The organism is Ensifer sp. ENS09, assembly GCF_014852425.1.
In the GTDB taxonomy this organism is placed as follows: Bacteria; Pseudomonadota; Alphaproteobacteria; order Rhizobiales; family Rhizobiaceae; genus Ensifer.
In genome coordinates this window covers 313901-326284 of the sequence record NZ_JACVBP010000005.1, presented here as the reverse complement: position 1 = coordinate 326284, position 12384 = coordinate 313901, and the positions used below count along the sequence as shown (strand labels likewise).

The 12384-nt window shown below is 63.1% G+C and carries 8 protein-coding genes; all 8 read right to left on the bottom strand.

Going from position 1 to position 12384, the window contains the following annotated elements; genetic code table 11:
- Positions 1-74 precede the first annotated feature (74 nt).
- On the bottom strand, positions 75-2087 hold the full coding sequence (locus tag IB267_RS25990; protein ID WP_192450397.1) for a beta-galactosidase: 2013 nt from the start codon (positions 2085-2087) through the stop codon (positions 75-77).
- Between the two features lie 126 nt (positions 2088-2213).
- Complete coding sequence (locus tag IB267_RS25985) at positions 2214-3248, bottom strand: LacI family DNA-binding transcriptional regulator (protein WP_192450395.1); 1035 nt, start codon at positions 3246-3248, stop codon at positions 2214-2216.
- Between the two features lie 14 nt (positions 3249-3262).
- Positions 3263-4966, bottom strand: a complete 1704-nt coding sequence (locus IB267_RS25980) for an amylo-alpha-1,6-glucosidase (protein WP_192450393.1) — start codon at positions 4964-4966, stop codon at positions 3263-3265.
- Between the two features lie 4 nt (positions 4967-4970).
- Positions 4971-5783, bottom strand: coding sequence for a carbohydrate ABC transporter permease (locus IB267_RS25975; RefSeq protein ID WP_192450391.1), 813 nt, complete (start codon positions 5781-5783; stop codon positions 4971-4973).
- The gene (locus IB267_RS25970) at positions 5776-6729 is read right to left on the bottom strand and encodes a carbohydrate ABC transporter permease (RefSeq protein WP_246810843.1); all 954 of its coding nucleotides are present in this window, start codon (positions 6727-6729) and stop codon (positions 5776-5778) included. Before IB267_RS25970 ends, IB267_RS25975 begins: the two co-directional genes overlap by 8 nt.
- A gap of 25 nt (positions 6730-6754) precedes the next feature.
- Positions 6755-7984, bottom strand: a complete 1230-nt coding sequence (locus tag IB267_RS25965) for a sugar ABC transporter substrate-binding protein (RefSeq protein WP_192450389.1) — start codon at positions 7982-7984, stop codon at positions 6755-6757.
- Positions 7985-8004: 20 nt separating this feature from the next.
- Positions 8005-9153 carry an ABC transporter ATP-binding protein gene (locus IB267_RS25960; RefSeq protein WP_192450388.1) on the bottom strand — a complete coding sequence of 383 codons (1149 nt, stop codon included), beginning with the start codon at positions 9151-9153 and terminating at the stop codon, positions 8005-8007.
- A gap of 194 nt (positions 9154-9347) precedes the next feature.
- Positions 9348-12377: an aminotransferase class III-fold pyridoxal phosphate-dependent enzyme gene (locus IB267_RS25955; protein WP_192450387.1), complete on the bottom strand. Its 3030-nt coding sequence runs from the start codon at positions 12375-12377 to the stop codon at positions 9348-9350.
- Positions 12378-12384: the final 7 nt, after the last annotated feature.

Genomic DNA, 12384 nt, shown 5'->3' with positions numbered 1-12384 from the left:
ACCTTTTCAAAGGCCGGGCTCTTTGCTCTTGGGGCAAGCCGATGGGTTGGCAGGCGCTTTAGCCCGCCTCCCGATCACTCCGACCAGATCGCGACGTCGACCGGGCCGAGCTTGCGGCCGCCGACATGGAAGGTTGCGTTGGAAGACGCCGGCACGTCCACGGCGGTCTTGCCGTAGTTGAAAGCGAAGGTGAGCTTGCCGCGGCGGGTGATGCGCAGATCACCGAGATCCGCCAGCGCTTCGACCGAAGCCCAGCCGAGCGCGTCGCCGATCACCTTGTCGAGCAATTCGCCGCGGGCGCCGGTTGCCAGATACCGCGCCTTGTCGTTGCCGACGAGCGCAGGGGCGCCGTTGCGATACTCGCCCTCGAAGGTCGCAAGCACGGTTTCGCTGCTGCGAACCGTCTCGCGCCAGACACCAGCCGAATAAGTTTCGTTGCCATAGAGCACGCTCTCGGTGTGGAATTCCGGCAACGATTCGACGCGCGCGACGCTGAGGTCGATCAGCGCGGCGAGCGGACCTGGCGGCAGGCCTTCGGGAATATGCATGTCCTTGGTCTTGCTGCCACTGCGCGGTCCGAACAGCACCTTGGCGCCCGATGCCGCAAGCTTATCGACAAAGGCCTGATCCGGGATCACGAGATCGGGCGCCAGCACCAGTTGGTAACCGTCGAGATCCGCGTGCTGGCCGATGATGTCGACATCGACGCCGAGCCTAGCGATGGTCGAATACCAGTCGAGCGCGATCTGCGAGGCCAGGTAAGTACGGCCCTGCGGTAGCGCCCGGGTGGCCCAGCGGGACGTATAGTCGAGCAGGATCGCGACCTTTGCCTTCTCGCGGCGCTCGCCCTTTGGCAGCCGCTTCATCTCCTCGGCCACCTGCGCGACTTCGAGATAGCCCTGGTCCGCCTCGCTGTTTGGAAGCAGCAGGCCGGCATGGAACTGCTCCTGCGCAAACGGCACCTGCCGCCAGCGGAAATAGGAGACCATATCGACACCATGGGCGTAAGCAAGCCAGGTCCAGAGCCTGACCATGCCGTCGGCCGGCGACTGGTTGTGCGAAGCCCAGTTCACCGGGCCCGGCTGCTGCTCCATCACCCAGACGCGGCCGTTGCCGACGGCGCGGTAGAGGTCATGATTGAAGGCCGGCTGGTCCGGATCGCCGACGCGCAGATACCGGCCCTTGTCTTCCGACGAGAGCCGGCCGTTGAGCAGCCCGCCCATCGGATAGACGTCCCATGACGCGATATCGATGTCCTCGCCGACCTTGTAATGGTCGAAATCGGTGTTCTGCGACATGAAGTTGTGCGTCACCGGGCGGCCCGGCGAGTGCTTCCGGATGATGTCGACCTGCGCCTTGTTGAAGCTCTTCACCTGGTCGGAGGAGAAGCGGATGTAGTCGACGATATGGGTCGGGCTCGGCTCTTCGACGAGGTTGTTCGGAAGCTCAATCTCAGCGAAGCTCAGATAGTTCATCGCCCAGAAGGCCGTGCCCCAAGCACGGTTCAGTTCCTCGACCGTGCCATAGCGGGCCTCGAGCCATTCGCGGAAAGCGCGCAGCGCCTCGTCGGAATAGCTGTAGATCGTATCGTGGTCGCCGTACTCGTTGTCCGTCTGCCAGGCATGGACGAAGGCGTTGTTGCCATAGCGCTCGGCCATAGCCTCGGAGATGCGCGCCGCCTCGATGCGGTAGCGGCGGCTGGAGAAGCAGTAGTGGCGGCGGGCGCCGAACTTGCGCACCACGCCCTTGACATCGACCGGCAGGATATCCGGGTAGCGATCGATCAGCCACTTCGGCGGTGCTGCTGTCGGCGTTCCCAGAATGACCTTAAGACCGGCCTTGCCGAGCACCTCGATGGCGTCGTCCAGCCACTCCCAGTGGAATTCGCCCGACCGGGGCTCGATCTTCGCCCAGGCAAACTCGCCGATGCGCACCCAGGCAAGGCCGAGCTCGACCATGCGGCGGGCGTCCTCTTCCCATTTTTCGCGCGGCCACTGCTCCGGATAGTAGCAGACGCCAAGCTCCAGCATGTCGGCCTGCTGCTCTTTGGCGTTGAAGCGGTTCGATCTCGTCAGGGGCATGTGCACGGGTCCGGTCCTTCGTCATGTCTTATGGCCGGTTGGGTCCGGCCTCGGGTTTTGTCAGTACGGCCTCAAATATAAACGTTTATATTCAAAGGCATGAATGGGCGCCCGGCGCGGGCGCAAAGTTCGTCAACGGTTCGGGTTCAGGCGGTCGTCGCAGCGCTCGATCAGGTTCGGCATGAGCAGCGTCTGCAGCGCCTCCGGCGGCTCGCCCTCCATGCGCCTGAGGATATAGGCACCGAGCAGGCTGCTCGGCTCGCTGATCGGCAGGTAATAGGTGGTGATCGGCGGCGCGAAATACTGGCTGACATTGAGATCGTCGGTGGCGTTGATCACGGCGTCACGCCCGTGCACCAGGCCACGCTCGTGGAAGCCGGAAAACGCGCCGAGCGCCGAGGCTTCGTTGGCGCAGATATAGGCGGTCGGCGCATTGCTGAGCTCGGACATCGTCAGCACGTTTTCCCGGCCGAAGGCCGGCGTCAGGCGGCCATGGGCGACGAGCGCCGGGTCGTAGGGAAGCCCCGCGACTTCAAGCGCATGTTTGTAGGCTTCGAGCCGGGTGATGCCGTAGCTCAGGTCCGACAGCGGATTGAGCAGCGCGATGCGGCGATGGCCGCGCTCGGTCAGCCGCGCCATCGACACCCGGATCATCTGTTCGTTGTCGGCATCGACATAGGCATGCGGCGCATTGTGAATGCTGGTGCCGTAAGTGACGAACGGGAAATCCGCCGCCTGCATGGTGCGGATGCGCGGATCGTCGGCGCGCGTGCCGGAGATGATGATGCCGTCCGCCTTCTTCAAGGACACGATCTGCTTGATGACCGCCTGGCTCTCCTCGAAATTCCGGACGGCATAGAGCGAGACGCGATAGGGACTGTCTTCGAGCGCCCAGGAAATGCCGCTCAAGAGCTGGGCGTATTCGACGCCTTCCCATTCATTCTGCTTCGGGCCTGGCGCCGTCATGATGGCTGCGACCTGGTAGGTCTTGCCGGTACGCAACTGCACGCCATGCATGTTCAGTTCATAGCCGACGCGCTCCGCCGCCTCGATCACGATCGCGCGCGTCTCCGGGCGGACCTGAGGCGAATGCTTCAGGGCCTTGGACACGGTGGCAATGGAAAGCCCCGTCTCCTGCGCGATGGTCTTGATCGTCGGTCTCTGCATGGCGGTTCTGCTCGTCACGGGTTTTCAGCGCTGAGCGATGCTGCCAGCACAAGATAGACTGCGGATGTCCAGGCGAATGCGCGATCGCGAAGGCCCCTCCCCGAGCGCGCGTCGAAGTTTTCGGCCATACCGCTTTTGCTGGCAAGTGAACAGAACTTTTCCGCGACCTCGTTGGCCAGTTCAATCTCCCCTTGCCGGCGCAGACCGTCCCACAGCAGCATCGTCGTCGGCGCCCAAACCGGCCCGCGCCAGTAACCGTCGTCCTCGTAGAAGGAACTCTTCGGGCTTTCGGTCGCCGGACCCCATTCGGTGATGAAGCCGCCGGCGACCAGCCGCGCCAGAAGTTTCTCGCGCATCTCGGACGTCAGGCGCGTACCGAGCAGCAGCGGCATGAACTGGATGAGGTTTTCGCCCGGCAGTATCCGCTCCGGATCCGCGGCAAGCCGCGCGCCAAAGGTCTCTCCGGTCCACAGACGTTCAAACAGCAGCGCCTGCAGGTCTGCACCCTTCTGCCGCCACATCGCCTGGCGGTCCGCGTCGTCTTCGAGAAGATCGGCGAGCGTCTCGCAGGCGAGGATCAGGAAGACTGGCAGGTCCGGCGAGATCACCGGACCGCCCTCGGCAAAGAACGTGGCATTGTCCCAGCCACTGTCGTTGCCGTGGAAATAGGATGGCAGGCTCACCGCATCCTTGCGGCCGTAGGTCAGCCAGTAATCCACCTGCTTGGCGATCGCGCCACACAGGTAAGCCTTGCGCTCCGCCGTCAGGAAGCTCGGATCGCCAGCGGCGATCAGCGACACCGCCCAGCCATGCACAGGCGGCTTGGTGAAGGCGAAGAGCACGTCGCGGTCGTTGATGTAATCCGGCAGCAGGCCCGAGGCGTCCTGATGGTCGAAGATCGCTGCGAACTGGTCGAAGGCGAGATCCGGGTCGAAGGCGGCCACGCCAAGCGCGGAAAAGGCGTTGTCCCAGCTCCAGATGTTGATCATGTGGTTCTTGGACATGTAGATCGCCGGCCGCGTCAGCGCGCCGCCGGCGGGCACGCCGTTCGCCCAGAGCAGATAGCTCGCCAGCCGGTGCGCCTCGTCCTGGCCGTCGACACCGCCGGGAACGCGTTCGTGCCAGGCAGAGAATTCTGACGCAGAGTTCGAAAGCGCCTCGGCGAACCGGCCGGGCCGATCAGCCGGCGGCACGGTGCGGAAGAAATCCACATTGCCCTCGAAAGCAGTGGTCCCCGAAAACGCGAAGGACACGTCTTCGGAATGATCGCGCTGCCAGGCGCCGGTGACCTTGAGTTCGCCTGCGATCGCGCGCGGAATGAACTTGACGTTTTCGACCGCGGCGACCAGGCAATCCTCGCCTTGCGGCGTGCGGTAGACATAGTCGTAGCGCGACCCTTCGAGATGGAAGCGCACGCCGGCCCGCTTGCCTGCAACGTGCAGCCGCTCACCCTCGCCGATGACGAAGCTGACTTCGCCCTCGCCGATGCGGGCATCGAGCCTTTCTGGCGACAGCACGAGCACGGGCGTCGCAGTGTTGCCCTCAGCGTCGAGAAACTCGACGCGGCAGAGGCGGCCGAGCGACGGCCGTTCGTCGCCGCCGGCGACGTGGCGAAGATAAAGCGCCCGCTCGCCATCGCGGCCCGGGACACGCATCATCGAGAGCGTCAGGAACCGGCCCCTGCGGCTGAAGGGGACAAAGTCGATATCGAACAGCATGCCCTTATCCCTTCACCGACGAGCCGACCGCGCCATCCATGATGTAGCGCTGAGCGACGAAGAAGAGGCCCAGCGGCGGCAGGCAGAGGATGACGGTGATCGCGGCGATTGACGTCACGTCCACTTCGTGCAGGCCCTTGAACATCGAAAGGCCGAGCGTGAGGGTGTATTTCGACTGGTCGTTGAGGAAGATCAACGGGCCGAGATAGTCGTTCCAGGCGTTCATGAAGTGGAACGTGCCGACCAGCACCAGTGCCGGCATCATCAGCGGCAGATGGATGCGCCAGTAGATGTCGAAGGCGTTGGCGCCGTCCATGCGGGCGGCCTCGTCGATTTCGACAGGCACGGTCATGATGTACTGGCGAAGCAGGAACACGAAGAAGGCATCGGCGAAATAGGCGGGAACGATCAAAGGCTTCAGCGTGTTGATCCAGCCGAGCAGGTTGAACTCCATGTAGAGCGGGATCATCTTCACGTCCCACGGGATCATCATGGTGGCGAGCAACAGGATGAACAGCGGGTCGCGGCCGGGGAAGCGGAAACGGGCAAAGCCATAGGCAACCAGCGACGAGGAGATCAACTGGCCGATCGTCGACAGCACCACCACGATCACCGAGTTGGTGAGATAGGTGCCGAAGGGCTGCTTGTTCCAGGCGGCGGCGAAATTCTCCCAGTGCCATTCGGAGGGCCAGAAGACCGGCGGGAACTGGTAGAGCTCGGCCGAGCTTTTGATCGCTGTCATGAAGGTCCAGTAGAACGGCGCGATGAACAGCGCCGACAGCAGGATCAGCGCGGAATAGAGCAGCGTCTTACGCATTGCGTTCTCCATCGTTCTCGCGGACTTCGCCTTCGTAATAGACCCAGGCGGCCGACCAGCGCATGACGCCGAGGCTGAGCAGCAACACGATGATGAACATCACCCAGGAGCCGGCGGCGGCATAACCCATGTCGAAATACTTGAAGGCGTTGTCGTAGATGTACATGGCGAAGAAATAGGTGGAGCCGAGCGGGCCGCCCTTGGTCAGGAGCAGCGCGATCGTCAGTTGCTGGAAAGCGGAGATGATCGAGGTGATGAAGGTGAAAAGCAGCATCGGCCCAAGCATCGGCAGGGTGATGAACAGCATCTGCGCCCAGCCGGGAACGCCCGAAACGGTCGCTGCTTCATAGAGTTCCTTCGGGATCGCCTTGAGCCCTGTGAGCAGGATCAGCATGGTGCCGCCAAGCCCCCAGAGGCTGGCGATGATGATCGCGACGATCGCGAGGTTCGGATCGCCGAGCCAGTTCGGCCCGTCGATGCCGACGAAGGACAGCATGAAGTTCAAAAGCCCGTATTCCCGACTGTAGATCCAGCTCCAGATCGTCACCAGGGCAACGCCGGAAATGACGCTCGGCAGGTAGAAGGCAGTGCGGAAGAAGCCGCTGGCAAAGGTGATGTTGTGCAGCATCAGCGCCAGAAGGAACGACATGACGATGTTGAACGGCACGTAGATCGCCGCGAACTTGACCGTGATCCAGAGGCTCTCCCAGAATTGCGGATCCTCGAACAGCATCGAACGATAGTTCTCGAGCCCGACGAACGTGCGTTCCCCGACGACCGGCCAGTCGTAGAAGCTCATTGTCAGCGAGAAGATGAGCGGGCCGAGCGTGAAGAACAGGAAGCCCAGGATCCACGGAGAGATGAACAGATAGGCCGCGATGTGGCGGGCGAAAGCCGAGCGCTTGCGCTTGGCCGCGGCCGGCACTGCGGCTGTTGCGTAGGTCATGTCCATCTCCCCGGGCTCCCTTTTCTTACTTGATCAGCCGCTTCGAGCGGGCGACCGCCTCGTCGAGATGCTGCTTGGCATTGCCCTGGTCGATCATCGTCGCCTCGATGGCCCGGGCGAGATTGTCCTGGACCTTGCCCCAGTTGGCGTTCTTCAGGAACGCGTGGGTCTCGGTGTTGGAGGTCGCAAGAATGTCGAAGAACGGCTTGTAGATCGGGTCCTTGGTCATGCCCTTTTCTTCCGCGACGCTCGTGCGCACCGGCAGGTCGTTCTTGCGCATGGCGACGGCTTCAGGCGAGGAGAAGAACTTGACGAACTCCCAGGCGAGGTCCGGATGGGCCGCATCCTTGGCGATCGAGATGGCCGAGACGCCGAGTGCGGAATGGGCGGTCTTGTCACCGAACTTCGGCAGCGGCGCCACGCCGTATTTGATGCCGGAGGCGTCGATGCCGGACTTCGACCACATCGCGCTCTGGAACATGGCGATCTTGCCGCCCTTGAAGAGCGTGCTGCCCGACGTGTCGTCGCCGAGGTTGAGCGTGATCGCTTCCTGCTTCTTGGCCATGTCGCCGAACATGTCGAGCACCTGCGCTGCCGCATCGCTGTTCATGTAGCCGTCGATCTTCTTGCCGTCGTCGGAGATGTATTTGGTGCCGTTCGACCAGAGGAACTGTTCGAAGTCGTACGGATCCGGCTTGGCGTCGACGGCAAAGCCGTAAACCTTGTTCGGCTCGTCACGGAACTTGGCGGCCTTGGCGCGCAGGTCGTCCCAGGTCCAGCCGTCCTTCGGCTCCTCGACGCCGGCCTTGGCGAACATGTCCTTGTTGTAGAACACCACCTGCGTGGTGAAGCCCGAGGGCATGCCGTAGGTCTTGCCCTCGACACGAACCGTGTTCATCAGGCCTTGCGGGAAATCGTCCGGCTTGATCTCGGCCGCATCCTTGGCGATCAGATCGTCGAGCGGCTTCAGCGACGTGTAGTATTGCGGGAAGTTCCACATATACATGACATCGGGCGGGTTGCCGGCGCCGAAGGCGGCGATCAGCTTCTGATCGTAGCCATCTGCGTAGGGCTCGACCTGGACCTTCACGCCCGGGTGCTTTTCCTCGAACTTCTTGGCGATTTCCTGCTGGATCGCCAGGCTTTCATCCGTGTCCCAGGTCGCAAAGCGCAAGATCTCTTCCGCGCGGGCCGTTGCGGTTCCGGCCATCGCCAGAACCATCAGCGAGCCGATAATCGACTTCCTATTGAGCATGTTTCTCCTCCTCCTTCGGGTTACGCGACCCGCTTTGCCTTTTCCTGATTGATGAGCGCCTGCGTCTCGACATCGAGACGCCGCGCAACCGCTTGGCCCTCGCCGTCGAACAGATGGCAATGCTCGGCCGGCAGACGTAGATGCACGCGCTCGCGGGCGGAAACCGGATGCGTGCCGCGCACGACCGCGGTCATGTCGCCACCATTCTGAAGGCTGATATGGACGTGGCTTTCCGTGCCGAGCCGCTCGACGAGGCGCACGTCGCCGACGAGGTGACCCTCCTCGGCCGAAACCAGCTCGATCTTGTCCGGGCGAATGCCGAGCGTCACCGCCTTGGGCTTGGCGATCGGTGTGGCCGAGAGCATTTCGAGCGCGAGCGGATGGGCAAGACCGCCGCCGTTGAGCGTCACCGCCGTATCGACCTGCGATGTCACTTCTGTTGTCACGAAGTTCATGCGCGGCGAACCGATGAAGCCGGCGACGAACAGGTTGGCCGGCTGATAGAAGAGTTCGAGCGGCGTGCCGAACTGACTGACCTTGCCCTTGTCGAGCACCACCACGCGATCGGAAAGCGTCATCGCCTCGACCTGGTCGTGGGTCACATAGATCATGGTCACGCCGAGACGCTCATGCAGGGCTGCGAGCTCGACGCGCATGGTGACGCGCAAGCCCGCATCGAGGTTCGACAGCGGCTCGTCGAGCAGGAAGAGCTTCGGCTCACGCACGATCGCGCGGCCGATCGCCACGCGCTGACGCTGGCCGCCGGAAAGCTGGCGCGGCTTGCGAGCGAGCAGTTCCTTGATGCGCAGGATGTCGGCGGCGTTGTCGACACGGCGATCGATCTCGTCGCGCTTCATGCCGTTCAGGGCTAGGCCGAAGGACAGGTTCTTGCGCACGTTCATGTGCGGATAGAGCGCGTAGTTCTGGAAGACCATGGCGATATCGCGCTTGGCCGAGGCGACGTCGGTGATGTCACGCTCACCCAGATGGATCGAGCCGCCATCGAGATCCTCGAGCCCGGCGATGGAGCGCAGCAGCGTGCTCTTGCCGCAGCCCGAGGGCCCAAGGAAACAGACGAACTCGCCGTCGGCGATATCGAGGTTGATACCCTTCAAGACTTCGAGCGAACCAAAGCCTTTGCGCAAATTGTCGATGCGGATCGCTGCCAACGGGCCCTCCCTGCCGGCGGAGCACTGCCGTGGCCAATGGCCCTAATGCAGCACCAAGTTAAACGTTTATATGCACGATAAAAACGTTTAACTTTCTTGTAAAGCGGAAAATTGCATTGATCCGATTTTGCTGTTGAGAGCAGCGGGCAATGACAAAACGGCCGCCCGGAGGCCGCCGTTTTTGGTCTTTTGTCTCAGACGCTTAGACGCTGAAGCGTATCGTCCAGCGCATTGAGGAAGCGGTCGCAATCCTCGGCGCTGAAGGGCGCCGGCGGCTTTACCTTCAGCACATTGTGGTGCGGTCCCTCGCTGCTCAAGAGAATGCGGTGCTTGCGCTTCATCTCGGCAATGACGAAATCGAGCTCACGCGCCGCCGGCTCCAGCGTCTCGCGGTTGCGCACCAGCTCGATGCCGTTGAAGAGGCCGTGCCCCCTGACATCGCCGATAATCGCGTGCTTTTGAGCGAGTGCCCGTGCGCCGTCCATCAGCCGGTCGCCGACGACGCGGCAATGGTGCATCAGCCGCTCGTCGCGGATGACGTCGAGCACGGCAAGGCCGATCTCGGCCGAAACCGGATTGCCGCCGAAGGTGTTGAAATACTCCATGCCGTTGGCAAAGGAGGCGGCGATCGCCTCGGTCGTGACGACGGCGGCCATCGGGTGGCCGTTGCCGATCGGCTTGCCCATGGTAACGATATCGGGCGTAACGCCCTGCAACTCGTGCGCCCACATGTGGCTGCCGACGCGACCGAAGCCGACCTGCACCTCATCGGCAAGGCAGAGGCCGCCGGCCGCGCGCACATGCGCATAGGCTTCGCGCAGATACCCGTCCGGCAACGACAGCTGACCGCCGGTGCCGAGAATGCCCTCGCTGAAAAACAGCGCCGGACGACGGCCCTCGGCGGCAAGGGCCGCCACCTGGCTACGCACGTCCTCGGCATACTTCCGGCCGGCATCCGCGTCGCCATAACGATAGCGCCCGCGATAGAGATCCGGCATTTCGGCGACCTTCACATGTGCCGCCTGCCCCTCGCCGCCCTTGCCGGCGAACTTGTAGGGGCTGACGTCGATCAGGCTCGACAGATGGCCGTGATAGGCGTGGTCGACGGTGATGATGTCGCGGTTGCCGGTATAGGCACGCGCCAGGCGGATCGCGAGGTCGTTCGCCTCGCTGCCGGAATTGACGAAGAAGCAGACGTTGAGCGGGTCCGGGAACTGCGCGGCGAGCCGACGGGAGTATTCGACCAACGAATCGTGCAGATAGCGCGAATTGGTGTTGAGCTTACTCATCTGCGCCTGCGCTGCCTTGACGACGCGCGGGTGGCAATGGCCGACGTGGCAGACATTGTTGACCATGTCGAGCCAGCGCGTGCCGTCCTCGTCGATCAGATGCGCGCCCTCGCCGCCAACGATCTTCAAGGGGGTGGCGCTATAGGCGATGCTCAACGACCGGCCGATGCGGCGATGACGCTCTCGGACCAGGAATTGCTTGTCGCGCGGCACGATCACCGAGACCGGAACCGAAAGGCCAAGCACGACGCTCGGATCCGGGCTCACCTCGCGCCAGACCTGCCATTGGTCACCCACGCCGACGCCGTGCATCTGCCCAGCAAGGCCGAGATGATCGGTAACGACCTGGAAATGCAGATGCGGCGCCCAGTTGCCGTTTTCGTCAGCGGAACCGAAGGTGGCAAAAACTTCGCCCTTGGCGATCGCCTGCCCGTCGGTGAGCTTGGCAACGCTGTCGCGTGACAGGTGACCGTAAAGCGTCCAGAAGCGAACACCGTTTTCGATCTCGTGTTCCAGCAGAACGGTCGGACCGAAACCAAAGGCGACCGCGTCGTCGTGAACGAAGGCGACCGTGCCGGCGAAGGGCGCCGAGACCGGCTCGCCTGCCGGCGCGAAGATGTCGACGCCGAGATGCACCGAGCGCCGTGCGCCCTCGACCGATGTCTCGTAAGCGTCACCCTGATAGATGCCGCGATCCTCGCCGTAAATACCGATGCCGAAGGCGGCACGCTCGCTGCCGATCTGGGCCATGATGCGGGCTTCGGCTTCCGCCGCGTCGAGGTTTGCCCATTGCGCGGCTTCAGGTCCCGAGGCGGAGAAATCGAACACCGTCACCTTCGGCTTTTTGACCGAGGGCTGAACGATCGGCGCGAAGTCATGCGCGTTCTTTTCGAGCCAGCGAACGACGGCGGCGGCCTGCGGGATCGGTGCGAAACCGCAGGCGTCGCGGATGCGCGCGATGGCGATTGCACGGTTTTCGCCCTGCAGGCGATTGAGTTCGCGCCAGACATCCTCCTGGCTGACGAGCAGATAGGTATTTTCGGGATTGTCGCGGATCTGCTTTGCCGCCATGCACATGCTGACGGCGTAGCGGGTCATGACCAGATCGAAGACCAGTTCGACTTCCGCCTCGCTCAACGGATTGACCTGGTGGTAGGCACCGGCAAGGGCTGCGACCGTGCCGACCGGATCGGCAGCCCCGATCAGCGCATAGGCGGAAGCGACCGCGATCTCGATCACCCGCCAGGTCTCGACCATATCGCCGAAGTCGAGCAGGCCGCTGGCCGTTCCGTCCTTGTCGAGCAGCACGTTATAGTCGTTGGCGTCGTTGTGAATGACCTGCATCGGGCACGACGCCAGACGCGGAAGCACCGCCGCAGCAAAACGGTCGAGGATCGCATCGACCGCTTCGCGCTTGTCGTCACCGTCGATCAGCTCCACGTGCTTGCGGTGCATGTCGGCGCGGCCGATGTCCCAGGCATAGAGCCGCTTGGCACCGGCATGGGAAAAATCTTCAAGGCTGCGATCAAGTCCGGCGAGCAGGCGCCCGAGGCTTTCGGCGCTTGCCGTATCGCGCCGCGGCGCCTTCGCCCAGATATCGCCCGGCAGCCAGGAGAGAAGCCGTGCGGTGCGCGGACCCCGAAGTTCGATCCGGCTGGTGACACCGCCTGAACGATCACGAAACGCCCTCGAGACCGGCAGGCCCGATGCCTTGGCCGCGAGGTGTTCGAGCACAGCCACCTGCATGTCCAGTTCGTCCGCATCGCCGGCGGCGTGCAGTTTCAGCAGGTATTCCTGGCCATCGGCGGCAGAGACGCGATAGTTGAGATCGTGCTCGCCCGGTAGCGGCGACAGGCTCGCCTCGATGCCGTAGGTCTCGGTGAGCCAGGCCCGGATCGTCGCCATTTCCTGCTCGGTTCTCAAATCTCTGTCCATATTCACT

Bases quoted from the DNA above. Each gene is read 5' to 3' on its own strand.
- IB267_RS25985 (WP_192450395.1), bottom strand. From the start codon at position 3,248: ATGCAGAGACCGACGATCAAGACCATCGCGCAGGAGACGGGGCTTTCC.
- IB267_RS25980 (WP_192450393.1), bottom strand. From the start codon at position 4,966: ATGCTGTTCGATATCGACTTTGTCCCCTTCAGCCGCAGGGGCCGGTTC.
- IB267_RS25975 (WP_192450391.1), bottom strand. From the start codon at position 5,783: ATGCGTAAGACGCTGCTCTATTCCGCGCTGATCCTGCTGTCGGCGCTG.
- IB267_RS25970 (WP_246810843.1), bottom strand. From the start codon at position 6,729: ATGACCTACGCAACAGCCGCAGTGCCGGCCGCGGCCAAGCGCAAGCGC.
- IB267_RS25965 (WP_192450389.1), bottom strand. From the start codon at position 7,984: ATGCTCAATAGGAAGTCGATTATCGGCTCGCTGATGGTTCTGGCGATG.
- IB267_RS25955 (WP_192450387.1), bottom strand. From the start codon at position 12,377: ATGGACAGAGATTTGAGAACCGAGCAGGAAATGGCGACGATCCGGGCC.